The sequence below is a fragment of the Actinosynnema pretiosum genome (assembly GCF_024171695.1).
GTDB classification, from domain to species: Bacteria; Actinomycetota; Actinomycetes; order Mycobacteriales; family Pseudonocardiaceae; genus Actinosynnema; species Actinosynnema pretiosum.
Genome location: NZ_JAMTCF010000003.1, coordinates 28,724 through 46,671 on the forward strand (window position 1 = coordinate 28,724; position 17,948 = coordinate 46,671).

Consider the following 17,948-nt stretch of genomic DNA (forward strand, 5'->3'; position numbering starts at 1 on the left):
TTAGGGCCAATTTCCCGCCATTTGCTGTCAACCGAACAGGTGGTGGCGTGATCGTATGTCGCCCATGCGGGTATTGGTCACGGGCGCACGGGGTTACGTCGGCCGAGCGGTGGCGGCCGAGCTGTCCGGAGCGGGGTGCGAGGTCGTGCCGCTGCGGTGCGACGTGCGCTCCCCCGAGGCGCGGGACGCGGCGCGGTCGGTCGACGCGGTGGTGCACCTGGCGGCGCTGGCGCGGGTGCGCGAGTCGTTCGAGCGCCCGCTGGACTACTTCGACGTGAACGCGGCGGGCACCGCGAACCTGCTGCGCGCCGAACCCGCCCGGTTCGTGCTCGCCTCCACCGCCGGGGTGTACGGCGCGCCGGGCGTCCCGGTGCTGTCCGAGGACGTGCCCCGCGCGCCCGCGAGCCCTTACGCCGCTTCGAAAGCCGCCGCCGAGGACCTGGTGCGCTGGACCGCGCCAAACGGGGTGGTGCTGCGGCTGTTCAACGTCGCGGGAGGCGGGGACCGGGACGACACCCGGATCGTCACCAGGGCGTGCGCGGCGGCGTCCGGGCGGCTCGGTCCGCTGGCGGTCCACGGCGACGGCGGCGCGGTGCGGGACTTCGTGCACGTGCGGGACGTGGCGCGGGCGTTCCTGGTCGCGCTCGGGCTGGACGGCGGGGTGTTCAACGTGGGCGCGACGGCGGCGAGCGTGGCCGACGTGGTGGCCGCCGTCGAGGAGGTCACCGGGCGGGGGCTGGCCGTCGAGCACCACCCGGCGCACCCCGGCGAGGTGCGGGAGCTGCGGTCGGACTCGGCGCTGCTGCGCGCGGCCGGGTGGGCGCCGGAGCGGTCCGGGCTGGTGGAGCTGGTGCGCGACCAGTGGCTCAGCGAGTCCGCCGCCGGGTCGCGCTGACCGCGAGGCCGCCGAGGGCGGTCCGAGCCGGACGGACCGGTGCGCCACCAGAAGCTCGGCGAACCCGCCGTCGGATCGCGCTGAGCGCGAGACCGCCGAGCGCGGTCCGGACCGGACGTACCGGTGCGCCACCAAGAGCTCAGCGAGCCCGCCGCCAGGTCACGCCGACCACGAGACCGCCGAGCGCGGTCCGAACCGGACGAACCGGTACGCCACCAGAAGCTCGGCGAACCCGCCGTCGGATCGCGCCGAACGCGAGACCACCAAGCGCGGTCCGAACCGAACGAACCGGTACGCCACCAAGAGCTCAGCGAACCCGCCGCCAGGTCACGCCGACCACGAGGCCAACGAGCGCGGCCCGGACCGGACGAACCGCCACATCACCAAGAGCTCAGCGAACCCGCCGCCGCGACGCGCCGACCACGAGGCCGCCGAGTGCGACCAGGAGCGCGCCGAGCGGGGCCAGCGCGCGGACGTCGGCCCCGGTGGACGCGAGCGCCTGCGCCTGGGCGGCCGGGGACGTGGCGAGCGCGGGCCGGGCGGTGATCGGCCCTGCGGCGGGCTCGGGCGTGGTGGGTGCGGTCGGCGCGGCGGTCGTGCTGATCGGCCCGGTGGTCGTCGTGGGGGCCGTGGTCGTGGGCGGGGTGGTCGTGGTGGTCGCCGCGGGCTGCGGTGCGGGTGGCTGGAACGCGAAGTCGCCCGCCGCGGTGGCCTGCTCCCCCGGCGCGAGCGCGACGGCACGGCTGGTCGGCCCGGTGTAGGTGGCGGGCGGGGTCGCCGACACCAGCCGGACCGTCCAGGTCATCGGCGGCAGCCGGTCGAAGGCGTAGCCGCCCGACGCGTCCGTGGTCGTGGTGGCCAGCACCGAGCCCTGCGGGTCGCGCAGCTCCAGCGCCGCCCCCGCGACGCCCGCCTCGCCGGGGTCGCGCACGCCGTCCCGGTCGGCGTCCGCGTACACCGAGGACGTGATCGCGCCGGTGCCCAGGCACGCGGTGAAGCCCGCGACGCGCACGGTCATGGCGTCCGCCACCGAGGTCGCGGGCTGCGGGAGGACGGTGGCCCTCGGGTTCGCCAGCTCGGCGGCCTCGTCGTCCGGGCCGTTGGAGAGGTCCAGGCGCAGCGCGGTGACCGGCTCGGCGGTGCCGCGCACCAGGGTCGCGCCCGGATCGCCGGGCGGGAGGGTCCCGTCGACGCCGAGCGCGTACGGGCCGCCCAGCCCGGTGCCCGTGCCGCTGGTGGCGACGGCGGTCCCGGCGCGGACGGCGGTCACCACGACCTCGTCCTGGTGCGAGTGCCACGGGTCCTGGGCCGGGACGGTCCCCAGCCCGGTGTAGTCGATGCCCCCGACGGTGAAGTCCGGGACGACGACCGGTCGGGTGAAGCGGAAGGTGTAGGAGACCGTGTCGCCCACCCTGAGGCTGTTCATGCCCGCCGTCAGGTAGCCGGGGCCGTAGCTCGACAGGGTGCCGGTCCGGGGGATCGCCGCCCAGCCGGGCAGGTCGGTGGGGCGGGCGGCGGCGAAGTCGGCCAGCGGGTTGCTGTCGTCGGCGTTGCGGGAGGCCGGGTCGGACAGCACCACGGCCACGTCCAGGTCGGCGCCGCCGACGTCCAGGACCTCGGCGTCCACCACGTTCGCGGGCCACTCCAGGCCGGGCTCGTCCCAGGTGACCGGCACGCCCTCGGTGCCCACCGGGCAGTCGGACGGCGCGGCGGCGGCGGTCGGCAGCGGGGTGGACGCGGCCAGTGCCACGGCGACCACGACCAGCGGGAACGACTTGCGGGACAACGCCGACCTCCAGTGCCGCACGGCTGCCCGCCCATGGTGGGGCGGGCGCCGGACGACCGCAGTGCGGCGGGGCCGGGACCCCCTGGCAGAGTGGTGGTCGTGGAGAGCTTGCGCGCGGTGTCGCAGTGGCCGGTGGACAGCGCGGCGGCGGCTGCGGTCTCCTCGGACGGCCGGGTCCTGGGGTCGCACGGGGACCTGGGGCGGCGCTACCCGCTGGCCTCGGTGACCAAGCTGCTGACCTCGTACGCGGTGCTGGTCGCGGTCGAGGAGGGCGCCGTCGAGTGGGACGACCCGGCGGGCCCCGAGGGGTCCACCGTGCGGCACCTGATCGCGCACACCTCCGGGCTGGCGTTCGACTCCGACAAGGTCCAGGCCGCTCCCGGCGAGCGCCGGATCTACTCCAACCGGGGTTTCGAGGTGCTCGCGGAGACCGTCGAGCGGTCGAGCGGCATCGCGTTCGGGGACTACCTGGCCGAGGCGGTGCTGGGCCCGCTCGGCATGGGGTCGACGGCGCTGGAGGGCTCTCCTGCGGCGGGCGCGGTGTCGACGGTGGCGGACCTGGTGGCGTTCGCGGCCGAGGTGCAGTCGCCGAAGCTGGTGTCGGCCGGGCTGGTCGCCGAGGCGAAGACCGTCGCGTTCCCAGGGCTGAAGGGCGTGCTGCCCGGTTACGGGCTCCAGCGCGAGAACGACTGGGGGCTGGGCTTCGAGATCCGGTCGGCCAAGTCGCCGCACTGGACCGGCACGACCAGCTCCCCCGGCACGCACGGGCACTTCGGGCAGAGCGGCACGTTCCTGTGGTTCGACCCGGCGCTGTCGGCGGCGTGCGTGGCGCTGACCGACCGGCCGTTCGGCGAGTGGGCCGTGGCCGCGTGGACCCCGTTCACGGACTCGGTCGTGGCGGAACTGGCCCGTTAGGGGCCGTTCGGGTGAAGTTGTGGGGCACGAAAGCGTGTGAGCGGGGTAACCGGCCGGTCAACTCGTGTTGGCCCGGCGCTCGGTTGTGACAGCCTGACCCCGCCGGGGAGGTGGGGTTCGGGGTGAGTGGGCGGACTGGGGAACTGCTGGGCGTCGACCTGGAGGACTGCTTCGTCTTCCAGAACGGCCGGCTCTACCCGTGCGAGGTGTGGAGCAGGGCGCGGATCGGCGTCGCGAGCCGGGCGCACGACGCGGCCTCCGGCAAGCCGGTGGAGTGGTCGCGCCGGTTCAGGGGCGAGGTCGAGCCGCTGTTCCGGCTGGGCGTGGTGCGGCTGACCGGGGACGGCCCCGAGCCGGTGCCGGACGCCGACCTGCACGCGGGCCTCGTCGCCGGGGACGCGGACGAGCGGCTGGTGCTGGTGCGCCGCCCCGACGTGCCCTACCCGGACGTGCCCGAGGTGGCGGACACCCCCGTGCTGCCGCAGGCGCTGGCCGAGGCCGAGGCCGCCGTGCTCGCGGGCGCCCCCGACGGCTGGCGGGAGCTGGTGCTGGGCTGCCGGTTCTTCCGCGCGCAGGCCGAGTTCCGGGGCGAGGTCGTGCTCGCGGACGGCGGCACGCGGTCGTGGACGCCGCCCGCGCTGGTGGCCCAGTGGTTGCACCGGCTGCGGATGACCGACCACCGCACGGCGTGGGACTGGCGGTTCACCGCAGGCGGCGAGGTGGTGCGGGAGGGGCGGTTCGAGCCGCCCGCGCCCGAGCGGCCTGGCAACAACCGGTGCGAGCTGCTCGGCCCGGTCGGCGTGTTCGACGGGCGCGCGCCGCGCTGGTACCGGCCCCCGGTGGGCGAGGCCGAGCTGGCTGCGGTGCTGGGGTACCTGCGGGACGCGCCGGTGGTGCTGGAGGGCGGCGGGTTCGTCGAGGACCTGGTCGCCGAGCAGACCGGCGGGTCGCGGGAGACCGACGTGCCGCTGACGCACCACACGGACGGGGTGCTGACCTGGACCAGCGCCGTGGCGTACTTCCTCGAGCGGCACGGGGTCCCGCCGCACCCGGCGCTGGTGCGGCGGATGCGCGAGCGCGACTACGCGGTGGGCGAGGTGTCCGAGTTCGGGCTGCGCCGGGGCGAGGTGTTCGCGGGCGACGACCTGGTGCCGGGGTTCCGGGAGGGGCGGACGGCGTGGGCGAGCCTGCAGAAGGCGCTGGCGCCGGTGCGGGAGTTCCTGGAGGCGCACGGGCGGGCGCTGGAGGACACCGAGTCGACCGGGTGGGTGGTCGAGGTGGCCCCGTACGACGGGTACCTGGTGAAGCCGCACGGGTCGGCGACGGGCGAGGAGTTCGGCAGCGCGGAGCACGCGGCGATGTACCTGCTGGGGAGGTTGTGCGCGGAGCTGGGCGCGCCTGAGCCCGCTCCGGCTCCGACCCCTGCTGCTCCGGTACCGGTTCCGGTTCCGCTGCCCGCGCAGCACTCGCAGCCGTTCCCGGTGCAGCACCCGCAGTCCCAGCCGGTGCCGGTGCAGCAGTCGCTCCCGCTGCCCGTGCCGCCGCCCGGCGTGCAGACCCCGCCGCCGTGGCAGGCGCACCCCGCCGCGCCCCAGGACAACCAGTGGCGTCCCGGCCCGCACACGGTCACCACCAGCAACGGCCCCGCGCACCCGAAGCACCCTGGGATGCCGCCGGTGACGCCGGAGCTGCTGGCCGCGCAGCGCGCCAACCGGCAGCCGTACGTGCGCTGCGTGGACCCGGCGGTGAACCACCCGCGCTTCGCGGGCGCCGTGCCGGACTGGGCGGTGTACGGCGCGTACCTGACCAACCCGGCCACCGGCGAGCTGACCGGTGAGGCGGTGCTGAACAGCGAGTACCGCCCGAGCCCCCGCCACCTGGGCTTCCCGGAGCCGAGGACGGAGCTGGAGGCGGTGCTGGGGCTGGTCACGGCGGGCTGGTTGCCGGGAACGGCGGCCGGTGACGCGGCGCTGCGCGCGAAGCTGTTCGTGGTGATGCGCGGCCCCGACGAGCTGCCGGTGATGGTGAGCACGACGGGCGCGCGGCTGATGGAGGTCTACACGTCCAGGGAGCGCTTCCTGGAGGGCGTGCGGCGCACGGCGGACGGCAGGCCGCAGGACCACGTCGGGGTGTTCGAGGAGGAGCAGCTGGTGGAGCTCGACGCGCACGCCCTGCTGCCGTCGATCCACAACGTGGTCCTGGTGGTGAACCCCCGCACGGGCCTCACCACGCGGGTGGCGGGCAGCGCCCTGGTGGCGGCGGCGAACCGGCCGGTGTTCCGCTAGCCGGCCCCGGCTCACCCCCCGCAGGGCTCACCCCCGCAGCCGCACGACCGCCGTCCAGGACCGGGCCTTGCCCGTCCACCAGGTGGCGACCGCGTCGTGCGGCGGGGCGTCGTGCGGTTCTTGCGCGCCGAGGTGGTGCGGCGCGATCAGGTCCCACCAGACCAGCAGCTCGGGGCAGGACCGGTCGCGTGACCTCGGGCACAACCCTTTCCAGGGGTTCCGGGAAACACGCAAAAGAATCAGGGCCCGGTTCCATTCCTGGAACCGGGCCCTGATTCGTGATGTGCGCCCGAAGGGATTCGAACCCCTAACCTTCTGATCCGTAGTCAGATGCTCTATCCGTTGAGCTACGGGCGCATGTTTTTTCTTCAGTTATCACCCTATCACACCGGGTGTTGCGGAGGCTCCGGGATTTGAACCCGGGATGGGGGTGAACCCAAACCGCATTAGCAGTGCGGCGCCATAGACCAGACTAGGCGAAGCCTCCCGAGCAGCCCCTCGGCTACGACGCATAGATTACACACATCCCCGTCCGACTAGCAAAACGCCCCCCTCCCCACACGATCTTCGCTGGTCAGGGCCGCCGTGAACGGCACGGGGGCGTCGACTTCCGCAGGTCGTCGGACGCCCCCGTGACGTTCATCTCAGCGAGAGATCCAGTTCAGGAACGGGAGCAGGGCGTCCCGGTTGCGCAGGGCGTCCCGGCTGACCGCGCGCTCGGGGTCGGCGCCCGCCAGGATGCGCTTCACCGGCACCTCGCACTTCTTGCCGTTCAACGTCCTCGGCACCTCCGCGACCTCGACGAACCGGTCCGGCACGTGCCTCGGGGACAGCTGGGCGCGCAATCCCGCGCGCAGCGCCGGTTCCACCTCCGCCAGGGGCACGCCCGCGTCGAGCACCACGAAGCAGAGCAGCTCACCGTCCGGGGTGGCCGCGTCCGAGGTGTCCACGACGAGCGAGTCGGCCACCCCGTCGACCGCCTCCACCACCCGGTAGAACTCGCTCGTGCCCATCCGCACCCCGCCCCGGTTGAGCGTGGAGTCGCTGCGCCCGTAGATGACCGCGGTGCCCCTCGGGGTGATCCGGATCCAGTCCCCGTGCCGCCACACCCCCGGATAGGTCTCGAAGTACGCCTCGCGCAGCCGCGAGCCGTCCTCGTCGCCCCAGAAGAGCACCGGCATCGACGGCATGGGCCTGGTCACCACCAGCTCGCCCACCTCGTCCACCACCGGACGCCCCTGCTCGTCGTACGCGGCGACGGCGGCGCCGAGCGCCCGGCAGGACAGCTCGCCCACCCACACCGGCAGGTCCGGCGCGGCGGCGACGAAGGCGGTGCACATGTCGGTGCCGCCGGAGACCGAGGCGGTCTGCACGTCGCCCACGGCGTCCGCGACCCAGCGGAAGCCCTCGGGGGTCAGCGGGGCTCCGGTGGAGCCGACCGCGCGCAGCGCCGACAGGTCGTGGTCGTCGCGGGGGCGCAGGCCCGCCTTCAGGCAGGCCTGGAGGTACGGGGCCGAGGCGCCGAAGTAGGTGACCCGCTCCTGCTCGACCACCCGCCACAGCGCGGACAGGTCGGGGTGGCCGGGGCTGCCGTCGTAGAGCACGACGGTGGCGCCGACGAGCAGGCCGGACACCAGGTAGTTCCACATCATCCAGCCGGTGGTGGTGAACCAGGTGAACCGGTCCCCCGGCCCCAGGTCGGAGTGCAGGGCGAGCATCTTCAGGTGCTCCAGGAGGATGCCGCCGTGGCCGTGGACGATGCCCTTGGGCAGGCCGGTGGTGCCGGACGAGTAGAGCACCCACAGCGGGTGGTCGAACGGGACCGGGTCGTAGGCGGGCTCGGCGCCCGCGTGCTCGGCCAGCAGCTCGTCCCAGTCCAGGACGCCGGGGGCCGGGACGTCGGGTTCACCGGGGCCCGCTCCGGTTCCGACGAGGACGGTGGCGACCAGGGACGGCACGGCGGCCCGCACCCGCGCCACGACCGGGCGCACGTCGTAGTCGCGCCCGCCGTACCGGTAGCCGGGCACCGCCACCAGCACCTTCGGCTCGACCTGCGCGAACCGGTCGACCACGGCGGGCGCCCCGAAGTCCGGCGAGCACGAGGACCAGGTGGCGCCCAGCGACGCGGCGGCGAGGAAGGCGATCAGCGCCTCCGGGGTGTTGGGGACCAGGCCGACGACGCGGTCGCCCACTCCCACGCCGAGCGCTCGGAGCGCGGCGCGGGCCGCGGCGACCCGCGCGCGCAGCTCGGCGTAGGTCAGCTCGGCGCGGCGGCCGTCCTCGGCGCGCAGCACGACCGCGACGCCCTCGTGGCGCAGGGCGTGCTCGGCGTAGTTGAGGGTGGCCCCTGGGAACCAGACCGCGCCGGGCATGGCGTCGACGGCGAGCACCCGCTCGGGGGGCGCGTGGAACCGGGTCGAGGTGAACTCGGCCAGCGCGCCCCAGAAGCCCTCCAGGTCGCTCGTGGACCACTCCCACAGGCTCGGGTAGTCCGGGAGGTCCAGGCCGCGCTCTGCGCGCAGCCAGTCGCGGAAGGCGGCCATGCGGCTCGCCGCGACCCGATCGGGGTCGGGGGTCCACAGGGGCTCCGGCGAACCGGCGGCGGTGCCGGTCTGCGTGTCGGTCATGCTCCGTTCCTAGCCGATGGGGGCGGCCCGGACCATGCCCCGAGCGGCCGTCGCGGCGGAACGGCGGGTGGCGGGGTGCGGGGGCCGCACCGGGTGGGAGCGGCGCGGGTCGGCCCGGTGCGGGTGGGGGCGGCGTGGACGGGCGCTCGTCGGCCGGGGCAGCACTCGGTCGGCGCCATCGGTGGGCGCCCGAGACCAGCGCCGGGGAACAGCGCCTGAGCGCAGCGCCCGAGGACGGGCCCGCTCAGCGGCCCGCCGCCACCACGCCCTCCAGGGCGCTGGTGAGGCGCTGGACGTTCGCGGGCGCGAGCACCAGCCACGGCCCGTCGCGGCGGACCAGGTAGCGGCCCTCGGCGGTGTCCAGCCAGGACACCGCGCCGCCGGTGGCGCGCAGGTAGCCCGCCCGGTTGCGGGCGATCACGGCGACCTGGCCGCCGCCCCTGCGGGAGATCACGGCGCGCAGCAGGGTGTTCGCCTCGGGCTCGCGCACCCCGACCGACCGGAGCGCCTCCAGGAAGCCCTCGGCCCCGTCCACCCGCCCGGCCTCACCGGCGGCGAGGTAGTCGGTCCAGCGGACGCTGACCGAGCGGCCGGAGCCGGTGGGGGCCGCGGGCAGGGTGGCGATGGTCGTGGTGGCGAGCGCGGTGGCGTGGAACGAGGTGAGCTGGACCTGGCCCGCCGCGCGGGCGGCGAACGCGCCGTGCCACGCGGCGGTGGCCAGGCCGCGCCCCTGGTCGCCGCCCCTGGAGAACACGACCTCCAGGCCGATCTCGTACTCGCCGAGCCCGCGCAGGATCTCGTGCAGCTGCTCGTCGGGCCGGTGCACGGTGCCGAGCCCGCGCCCCGCCAGCGCGCGGGACGCGGACTCGACCAGCCCCGCGCGCTCGGCCTGGGTGTGGCCGTAGTGCCGGGTGCCGAGCGGCACCGGCAGGTCCGGCCCGTGGACCGACTGCCAGAGCAGGAAGAACTCCTGCTCGCTCAGCCGGAAGACGCGCTCGGTCACAGTCCGATCACCGGGGGTGCTGCCTTGCGGTCGACGCCGAAGACGTTCTCGTCGTCCTCCAGGTAGTCCGGCCGGTTGCGCGAGTCGTTGCCGCCGCCGCCCATGCCCGCCGCCATCGGGGGCGGTGCGGCCATCGGCGTGGCGCCGATCATGCCGTGCTGCGGGGTGACCGCCTTGGACGCCTGGAACTGGCTGGTCACGCCACCGGTCGAGCCGGAGGCGCCGTGACCCGCGCCGACGTTCGCGGACGAGCCGCCCGCGCCGATCGGGGTCGCGCCGAGGGAGCTGCCGGACCCGCCGGAGGAGCCGGAGCCGGACGAGGGGACGCGACCGCGCGCGAAGACCCCGCCGCCGTAACCGCCCGCGCCGCCGCGCCCGCCTGCGATAGCAGCGGCGCGCCCGGCCGAACCGCCCTGCTGGCGCTGCCGGTCCGCGCTGCTCTGGCCCGTCGTGGCGGCCGGGTTGACGACGGCGGAACCGCCCGCGCCCGCCGGGCCGTCGGGGGTGGCGCCGCCGGGAGCGAGCGGGACCTGGGCGCCGGGGGTCGGGGTGGCCACCGGGTTCACCGGGGCGCTGAAGCTGGGCACGGTCAGGTCGACCGCGTAGGAGTTCTGCTGGAACATCGCCATGACCTCGGCGGCCTGGCGGTGCGTGGCGTCGGCCGCGGCGGTCGTCTCGGCGGCCGGGGCGGCGACGGTGTCCAGGCCCGCGAACGACTCGGGCGTGGTGGGCGTGCGGCGCAGCGCCGAGCCGAGCGTCGACGAGCCGGTCAGCGCGGACTCGGCGGTCGAGGTGGCCGGGAGGTCCGCGCTGCGGGCCGTCGCGGCCGGGACGAGGGCCTGGTCCGCGCCGGGCGCGACGGCGGTGGGCAGCGTCGGCGGCACGGGCGCGGGCATCTGCTCGCGCGCGGTGACGACGTGCTGGATCTCCTCGTTGATGCAGGTGGCGACGTTCTCGGCGTGGTCGCTGGTGTTCTGCGCCCACTTCATCACCGACTCCAGGCCCTCGCGGGCGCGGTCGGCGGTCTCGCCCTCCCAGGCCTGGCTGGACTGGTTGATCGCCTTGACCAGCAGGTCGCGGACCTCGCCGAGGGACTTGCCGATGCCGCTCCAGCCGGTCTTGGCGCTGTTGGCGCTGTCCAGGTCGACGCCCGTGTGCACCATGTCGTAGAGCTGCTGGTGGGAGTAGGTCATCCAGTCGACCTTCTGCCCCAGCTCGGACGGCTCGTTGTCCCGGCCGTAGCCGTTCTTGTCGCCACCGCCCTGGTTGGCGTGGTCGCCGTTCCTCCGGTGGTCGCGCTGCTCGCCTGCCATCAGTGGTGCCCCCACCCGGACTTGTCGAAGTTGTCCTTGGCGTCGTCGTCCGCGTTCCTGATGTTGCGGGCCGCCTTGCGGATCGTCTCCTCCACCTCCAGCAGGATGCGCAGGAAGTCGCCGATCACGTTGACCGCGGAGGACTCGTCGCCGACCGCGAGGTCGTGCAGGCGCTTGCTGATCGAGCGGCCGACCCAGTTGTCGCCGAAGCGCAGCTCCACGTCGAGGCTGGTGAGCGCGGTGACGTGGACGGAGCTGACCATGTCGCGGGCCTCGGTGATCAGCTTGAGCAGCTCGTCGACGGACTGGTTGTCCATCGCGAGCTTGACCTGGCCCTTGTCGACGGCGTCGAGCGCGGCGCCCGCCTTCTCCAGGTCGGCCTTGGCTGCCCCGGTGAAGCTGGCGTCGTCCTCGGCGCCCCCGGCGGCGGTGGTCGCCGCGCCTGCGGTCTGGGCGGCGGCGGTCGCGGTCGGGTCGGTCGCCGGACCGGTGGTCACCGGGTCGGCGGTCGCCGGGCCGGTGACGGGCGTGGTCGGCGCGGCGGCGGGTGCCGAGGCCGCGGTGGTCGCCGGGTCCGCAGTCTGGGGCGCGGCGGCCTGAGGCGTGGTGGTGCTCTGGGGCGCGGCGGCCGGGAGCGGGGCTGCCGGGATCGGCGCGGCTCCGGTCGTCGCGGCGGGCGCGGCCCCGAACTGGACGGGGGCGGCCACGAGGTCGGCTGCGGGATCGACCACCGGGTCAGGCAGCGGCTCGGCGACGGGCTCGGCGGTCGTCCCCGAGGTCGGGTCGGCGGTCGTCCCGGCGGGTCCGGTGGTGGCGGGCGGGACCGAGGCGGGGCTGGTCGCCCCCGCAGCGGCGGTGGTGCCCGCCGACATGCCGCTCGGCACCGGCGCCAGGGGCGCGTCCGGGGTCTGGTGCGCGGCGTTCTGGGCCGCGGCGGGCGCGGGCGCCGGTGCGGCGGGCGCGGGCGCCGGGCTGACCGGCCCGTGCACGATCTGGCCGCCCGGCGCGCCCGCCGCCTGCGCGGACTGGGGCTGCGCGGACTGGTTCTGGGACGCGGGCGGGACGGGGGTGGCGCTGCCCGCGGCGGTGGCGCCGCCGGGCGGGGTGCTCCCCGGCGGGGCGGTGCGCGCGCTCGCGGGCTGCGCGCCCGGCACGACCTGGGTCGCGGCGGGCCCCTGCCCGGCGAGCGCGGCCCTGGCGTCCGCCGCGCTGATCCGGTGGGTCGCCGAGGACTCGGGCAGCACGTGCGCGAGGTCCTTGAGCGAGATCGTCTGGGTGGTCGACTGGGTGCTCGACTGGGCGGCGGCGCGGGCGGCCTCGGTCAGGTCAGCCGGACCAAGGTGCTTCGTCGCCCCATCGGGTATCACCCCTTCAGGGTGACCCGTACGGGTGATGCCGGTGAGGAGCGTCGTCGTGGCGGGCGCGACGAGCGCGGCCACGTCCAGCGCGGACAGCACCCTGGTCGCCGCGGCGCCGGGGGCCTCGGTCCCGTCCTCCTCCTCGGCCCGCGCGGGCGTGCCCGGCGGACCGCCGAGCGCCTGCGCCGCCGCGACGTCACCGGGCCGCACGACCTGGGTCGACGCCGTGTCGGCGGGTGGCGTCGGGCCGGTCGCGGGCGCCTGCGCCCCGAGGAAGCCCGAGGGCGCGGCCTGCGTCAGCCGCACCGTGTTCCCGTCACTCATCCACTACCCCCTAGCACTGCGTTCTCGCCGCAACCTCGCCGCGCGTTACCAGCGCGCGCGGCAGCACGCCCTGGACGCGCCTCCTTAGATGTACCCGCTACCCAAGTTGGTTCCAAGGGGTAGCGAAATGACTACCGGAGATGCGAATCGAACCAGTTCAGGGCGCGCTGCCACGCGTCCGAGGCGTTCGACAGCGAGGTGTCGAAGCGGTGCTCGGAGTCGTCGTAGCGGACGACGTCCGTGGCCACGTGCGCTCCGGCGGCGGCGTCGCGGAGCTTGGCGACCTCGGCGGCGGGCACCCCGTCGTCGGAGGCGCCGTAGAGCCCCAGCCACGGGCAGGCCAGCTCGTGCGCGAGGTCGACCAGCGGGGGCAGCCCGGCGGCGAGCGGTTCGAGGACGCCACCGCCGCCGACGGTCACCGCCGCGCCGACGCTGCGGCTCGCCGCGACCGCCATCGCGACCGACCCGCCGAGGTCGAAGCCCATCACGCCCATCCGGTCGGCGCCCACCCCGCGCTGGCCGAGCCAGACGAAGGCCACGTCGGTGTCCGCCAGGACGGACTCGCCGTCCAGCCCGTCGACGGCCGTGCCCGCCTGCTCGTCGTCGAGCTCGTCGGCGGAGTACAGGTGGGGTGCGACGACCAGCCACCCCTCGGCCGCGAGGCCGCTCACCAGACCGCGCACGGCGTCGGTGACACCGCGCGCCTCGTGCAGCACGACCAGTCCGCCGCGCACGGCGGACTCCGGCTCGGCGACGGTCATCCGCAGCTCGCGGCCGTCGGTGAGCTGGAGGGTCTCGATGCGGGTCTGCTTCATGTCCCAACCCTTCCACGCCGGGGTGAACAGCGGTCAACGTGAGGATCCGTACTCCGCGTGTGCAACATCTCGGTTTGCAGGGGATAACGTGCAGGTCGGACGAGGAACAAGGAGACGTTGGATGAGCGTGCGCACCCGCCCGGACCTCTCGCTGCTGCCCCCGTACGTGCCGGGCCGGAGCGTTCCGGGGGCGATCAAGCTGGCGAGCAACGAGGTGTCCGCAGGACCGCTGCCCAGCGTGGTGCGGGCGATCGCGGAGGCGGCCACGTCGGTCAACCGCTACCCGGACAGCGGCTCGGGGGCGCTCGTGGAGCGGCTGAGCGGGAAGCTCGGGGTGCCCGAGGAGCAGATCGCGGTGGGGTGCGGCTCGGTGACGCTGTGCCAGCAGCTCGTGCAGGCGACCTGCGCCGAGGGCGACGAGGTGCTGTTCCCGTGGCGGTCGTTCGAGGCGTACCCGATCATCACGCAGGTCGTGGGCGCCACCCAGCGCCGGGTGCCGCTGACCTCGGGGCACGCGCTGGACCTGGACGCGATGGCGGAGGCGATCACACCGAGCACGCGGCTGGTGTTCGTGTGCAACCCGAACAACCCGACCGGGACCGCCGTGCGGACCGAGGAGGTCGAGCGGTTCGTCGAGCGGGTGCCGGACGACGTGCTGGTGGTGCTGGACGAGGCGTACAAGGAGTTCGTGGACGACCCGCACGTGCCGGACGGGGTCGAGCTGGCCAAGGCGCACTGGTCGCGCGGGCGGGACAACGTGGCGGTGCTGCGGACGTTCTCCAAGGCGTACGGGCTGGCCGGGCTGCGGGTCGGGTACGCGGTCGGGTCGCCGGAGGTGGCCGACGCGCTGCGGAAGGTGTACGTGCCGTTCGGGGTGAACGCGCTGGCGCAGGTGGCGGCGATCGCGTCGCTGGACGCCGAGCCGGAGCTGCTGGAGCGGTGCCGGGGGCTGGTCGTGGAGCGGGGGCGGGTGCGCGCGGAGCTGCTGGCGGCCGGGTACGAGGTGCCGGAGACGCAGGCGAACTTCGTGTGGCTGCCGCTGGGCGAGCGGACGGCGGCGTTCAACGAGCACTGCCTGGACCGGAAGGTCGTGGTGCGGGCGTTCGCGGGTGACGGGGCGCGGGTGACGATCGGGTCGCCGGAGGAGAACGAGGCGTTCCTGGCGGCGGCGAGGTCGTTCGAGCGCTGAGGCCGTGGCACGGGCGGTCCCCCCTCTATGCGGCGGGGGCCGCCCAGCGCCGGTCAGCCGAGCAGCAGCTGGGCGATGGCGGCGAGCCCGACGAAGACGATCACGCCGCGCAGCACGGGCGGCGGGAGCCTGCGGCCGACCTTCGCGCCGATCTGGCCGCCGACGACGGCGCCGAGGGCGAGGAGCAGGACGACCAGCCACTCGACGTCGGCGATGAAGATGAACAGGACGCCTGCGACGAGGTTCACGAAGGCGGTGAGCACGTTCTTGAGGGCGTTCATCCGCTGGAGCTGGTCGTCCACGAGCACGCCCATGAGCCCCATGACGAGCACGCCCTGGGCGGCGCCGAAGTAGCCGCCGTAGATGCCCGCGAGGAAGATCCCGGCCCAGAGCGCGGCCCCGCCGTGCGCGGGCCGCTTCCGCTCGGCGAGCTTGCGGTTGATCCACGGCTGGGCGACGACCAGCACGAGGGCGACCGCGATGAGCACGGGCACGATCGCGGAGAACGCCGACTCGGGCAGCACGACCAGCAGGACGGCCCCGACGATCCCGCCGAGGACCGAGGCGGGCAGCAGCCGCTTGATCCGCTCGCCCTGGCCCTTGAGCTCCTCGCGGTAGCCGTAGGCGCCGCTGAGCGAGCCGGGGACGAGGCCGAGGCTGTTGGAGACGTTGGCGACCACGGGCGGGTAGCCGATGGCGAGCAGGACGGGGAAGGTGACGAGCGTCCCGGAGCCCACGACGGTGTTGATGGCGCCCGCGAACATGCCCGCGAGGGCGACGACGACCGCCTCGAACACCGTCATCACGCGCTCCCCACCGTCGACCGATCGCGGACAGTGCGCGGACGCTAACACCGGGTGCCCGGCGTTGTGGCGGGGCGGCGATCCATCTCACGATCACTTGCGGGGGTCGGGGCGCGGCCGCTCCGGAGGGCTAGGCGGCGGGGAGCCGCGCCAGGTCGCGCGCCAGGGCGGTGAGCGAGTCGGGGGCTGCCCCGAACGAGTGGACCCAGACCTGCCGGACGTCGGCGACGGTGATGGCGTCGCCACGAGCGAGCACGGCGGTGAGCGCTCGGGCCTCGGACTCGTACTCGTCGGCGGGGGCGCCCAGCCCGAGCAGCCCCTCGGGGTCGTGCCGGTTCACGACTTCGAGGACGCGGTCGAGCAGCGGGGCGCGGTCGGAGCGGTGCACGGTTCCGAGTATGGACGGTGGTCGCCGGGAAATGACCGCCGGACGTCGGAAAAGCCGAAGGGCCGTCCCACCCGAAAGCGGAACGGCCCGACTCGAATCCTTCGGCGACTTGCGGAAGCGGAGGGATTTGAACCCCCGGACCCGTGAAGGTCTCCCGCTTTCAAGTTCTCGGGGGGACGATACAGAGGTCTATCTGAGGTTGCCTACGTACAGTTCAGCAGCACATGAGCGAACTCCGTGGCCCGTCTGTACGTCAGTGAACTGAGACCGGAACTGAGACCCATTTCAGCCCAAGCCCCGCCATGATCACCCCACACAACTGTCACCACCACCCATGGAACGGGAAGTGTCAATCTAGATCACCCGTTCGGGTGACTGCGATGGAGATGCCTGGATCTGTAGCGCCGGGCGCGGAAAATACGAGCACGGTGAAGGCCTGCCCAGTCGCGGGCGGTGCTGGAGAGTTGAGAGGTCGCCTGGTGGACGTGTGGCGTCGTGCGTGGTGGACAGCCGGTGTAGCGGTCATCGTCGGGGCTGGGATGTGGGCGTTATTGAGGTTCGGCGCGCTGTCCTGGCTAGGTAATGACCAGCATCCGGCACGGCCGGTGATCGAAGGGCTGAGCTGGCTTGCCGGGATCGGCGGGCTGGTAGTGGCGGTCTGGGCGCTGATGGTGGCCAGACGGCAGAACCAGACAGCCACCGCCACAGGCACATCGTTGACCCAGACGGCCACCGGCGGAGGTGTTGTCTGGAACGGTGATGTCACCGGGGGCTCAGGCTCGGGCCCAACGATCGGCATGAACTTCGGTCAGGCAGGAGGGCCGCCGGGCCCTACCGGACCGACGCGGGGTCAGGCCCAGCCGCGTCGGAGCAGCGGGCCGCAGGGGTCTCGTTCACCGGAGGCGTGACCGGGCAGACCGCCGTGGGTGTGGTGAACGGCGATCTGGTAGTCGAGCCCTTCCGCGTGCCCGCCATGGAGTCTGTTCCTGCGGTGGCTGGCGTGGATAGGCGTCCTGCCGCACCGGAGGTGTTCGTGGGGCGCACGGACGAACTCGCGCAGTTGGACGCCGCGGTGGCCGATTCGGGCCGGGCGGTTGTGGTCGCGGTGCATGGGCTTGGCGGGGTTGGCAAGAGCACGCTGGCCTCCCGGTTCGCCGAGCGACAGACGGACCGATTTTCGCCGGTGTGGTGGGTGGTCGCCGACTCGCCGGGCGCGATCGACACCGGGATGGCCGATCTGGCCGAGGCCCTTGTCCAGGACACCGCCGGATTACCGTTGGAGCACCGCGCCGCGCTGGGGGTGCGGTGGTTGGCTACCCACAACGGGTGGCTGCTGGTCCTGGACAACCTGACCGCCCCTGCGGACGCCGCCGAACTGTTGGAGCGCGTGCACACGGGCACGATCGTGATCACCAGTCGCCAGGGCACCGGTTGGCGCGGCATCACCACCGTCGCTCTAGACGTCCTCACTCCACAACAAGCCGTCGAACTACTCACCCGGATTATCCGCACCGACTGGCCCGAGGCAGACCTGTCCAACGCGGACGCGCTGTGCGAGGAGCTGGGGTGGTTGCCACTGGCGGTGGAGCAGGCGGGCGCCTACATCGGCCAAGCCCGCATCACACCGGCCGCCTACCTAGACCTGCTGGGCCGTTACCCCGATCGCATGTTCGCCGCCGCTGGGGAGGGTGGCGATGCCCAGCGCACCGTGGCCAGGGTCTGGCGAGTCACCCTGAACCGGCTCGCCGACACCCCACTGGCGGGGAGCCTGCTGCGTCAACTGGCCTGGTACGCCCCTGACGAAATCCCCCGCAGGTTCGTCGCTGCGGCTGGCGAGGAACCCGACGTGCTGGACGCACTGGGCAGACTCGCCGCCCACAGCATGATCAGCCTGACCGAGGACACCATCAGCGTGCACCGCCTAGTCCAGGCCATCACCCGCACCCCGGACCCGAGCCTGCAGGACCCACACCGCCATCCCGACGATGTCACCGCCGCACTGCACGAGGCGACTGCGACGCTCAACAAAGCCCTGGACGGATTGGACTCCGATACCCCGGAGAACTGGCCAGCATTCCTGGAATTCCTTCCACACGCCCAGGTCCTGCTCGATCGCGCGAGTCCCGATAGTGACAGCACGACCACCTGCAACCTGCTCAACCAACTCGGCCGCTACCTCCAAGGGCAGGGGGGGATCACGACCGCGATCACCCACCTCACTCGGGCCACCCGCAACCTGAACCGCCT

General features: G+C 74.1%; 14 protein-coding genes and 2 tRNA genes. 5 read left to right on the forward strand and 11 right to left on the reverse strand.

Annotation, left to right across the window (positions count from 1 at the left end):
• Positions 1 to 64: 64 nt before the first annotated feature.
• The gene (locus tag LV78_RS06470; protein ID WP_253843816.1) at positions 65 to 895 is read left to right on the forward strand and encodes an NAD-dependent epimerase/dehydratase family protein; all 831 of its coding nucleotides are present in this window, start codon (positions 65 to 67) and stop codon (positions 893 to 895) included.
• A 391-nt stretch (positions 896 to 1,286) separates the two neighbouring features.
• On the opposite strand, the gene LV78_RS41495 is transcribed toward LV78_RS06470, so the two are convergent.
• Positions 1,287 to 2,702 (reverse strand): SdrD B-like domain-containing protein, encoded by a 1,416-nt coding sequence (locus tag LV78_RS41495; protein WP_253843817.1) that lies wholly within the window; start codon positions 2,700 to 2,702, stop codon positions 1,287 to 1,289.
• Between the two features lie 78 nt (positions 2,703 to 2,780).
• On the opposite strand from LV78_RS41495, the gene LV78_RS06480 reads away from it, so the two are divergent.
• Together LV78_RS06480 and LV78_RS06485 are read left to right on the forward strand one after the other, a co-directional pair.
• A complete protein-coding gene (locus LV78_RS06480; RefSeq protein ID WP_253843818.1) occupies positions 2,781 to 3,596 on the forward strand; it encodes a serine hydrolase domain-containing protein in 816 nt (271 codons plus the stop codon).
• Between the two features lie 122 nt (positions 3,597 to 3,718).
• On the forward strand, positions 3,719 to 5,881 hold the full coding sequence (locus tag LV78_RS06485) for a hypothetical protein (RefSeq protein ID WP_253843819.1): 2,163 nt from the start codon (positions 3,719 to 3,721) through the stop codon (positions 5,879 to 5,881).
• A gap of 27 nt (positions 5,882 to 5,908) precedes the next feature.
• Here LV78_RS06485 and LV78_RS06490 read toward each other — a convergent pair whose 3' ends face one another.
• From LV78_RS06490 to LV78_RS06525, 8 genes are all read right to left on the reverse strand, one after another.
• Positions 5,909 to 6,085: a hypothetical protein gene (locus tag LV78_RS06490; protein ID WP_253843820.1), complete on the reverse strand. Its 177-nt coding sequence runs from the start codon at positions 6,083 to 6,085 to the stop codon at positions 5,909 to 5,911.
• Positions 6,086 to 6,165: 80 nt separating this feature from the next.
• Positions 6,166 to 6,238: transfer RNA gene (locus LV78_RS06495), tRNA-Arg, on the reverse strand.
• Positions 6,239 to 6,279: 41 nt separating this feature from the next.
• Positions 6,280 to 6,368, reverse strand: a tRNA-Ser gene (locus LV78_RS06500).
• Between the two features lie 157 nt (positions 6,369 to 6,525).
• Positions 6,526 to 8,508: an acetoacetate--CoA ligase gene (locus tag LV78_RS06505; RefSeq protein WP_253843821.1), complete on the reverse strand. Its 1,983-nt coding sequence runs from the start codon at positions 8,506 to 8,508 to the stop codon at positions 6,526 to 6,528.
• Positions 8,509 to 8,752: 244 nt separating this feature from the next.
• Positions 8,753 to 9,511, reverse strand: a complete 759-nt coding sequence (locus LV78_RS06510) for an ESX secretion-associated protein EspG (protein WP_253843822.1) — start codon at positions 9,509 to 9,511, stop codon at positions 8,753 to 8,755.
• Positions 9,508 to 10,824 carry a hypothetical protein gene (locus tag LV78_RS06515; RefSeq protein ID WP_253843823.1) on the reverse strand — a complete coding sequence of 439 codons (1,317 nt, stop codon included), beginning with the start codon at positions 10,822 to 10,824 and terminating at the stop codon, positions 9,508 to 9,510. The genes LV78_RS06510 and LV78_RS06515 overlap by 4 nt, the downstream gene beginning before the upstream one ends.
• Complete coding sequence (locus tag LV78_RS06520; protein ID WP_253843824.1) at positions 10,824 to 12,506, reverse strand: hypothetical protein; 1,683 nt, start codon at positions 12,504 to 12,506, stop codon at positions 10,824 to 10,826. The genes LV78_RS06515 and LV78_RS06520 overlap by 1 nt, the downstream gene beginning before the upstream one ends.
• A 131-nt stretch (positions 12,507 to 12,637) precedes the next feature.
• The gene (locus tag LV78_RS06525) at positions 12,638 to 13,321 is read right to left on the reverse strand and encodes a dienelactone hydrolase family protein (protein ID WP_253843825.1); all 684 of its coding nucleotides are present in this window, start codon (positions 13,319 to 13,321) and stop codon (positions 12,638 to 12,640) included.
• 121 nt (positions 13,322 to 13,442) lie between these two features.
• Between LV78_RS06525 and hisC the strand changes: the two genes are divergently transcribed.
• Positions 13,443 to 14,510 (forward strand): histidinol-phosphate transaminase, encoded by a 1,068-nt coding sequence (hisC, locus tag LV78_RS06530; RefSeq protein ID WP_253843826.1) that lies wholly within the window; start codon positions 13,443 to 13,445, stop codon positions 14,508 to 14,510.
• Positions 14,511 to 14,563: 53 nt separating this feature from the next.
• On the opposite strand, the gene LV78_RS06535 is transcribed toward hisC, so the two are convergent.
• A complete protein-coding gene (locus tag LV78_RS06535; protein ID WP_253843827.1) occupies positions 14,564 to 15,313 on the reverse strand; it encodes a sulfite exporter TauE/SafE family protein in 750 nt (249 codons plus the stop codon).
• A gap of 130 nt (positions 15,314 to 15,443) precedes the next feature.
• Positions 15,444 to 15,701, reverse strand: coding sequence for a hypothetical protein (locus LV78_RS06540; RefSeq protein ID WP_253843828.1), 258 nt, complete (start codon positions 15,699 to 15,701; stop codon positions 15,444 to 15,446).
• A gap of 904 nt (positions 15,702 to 16,605) precedes the next feature.
• Between LV78_RS06540 and LV78_RS06545 the strand changes: the two genes are divergently transcribed.
• Positions 16,606 to 17,948 (forward strand): AAA family ATPase (locus LV78_RS06545; RefSeq protein WP_253843829.1); only part of this gene is annotated, 1,343 nt, incomplete at its 3' end.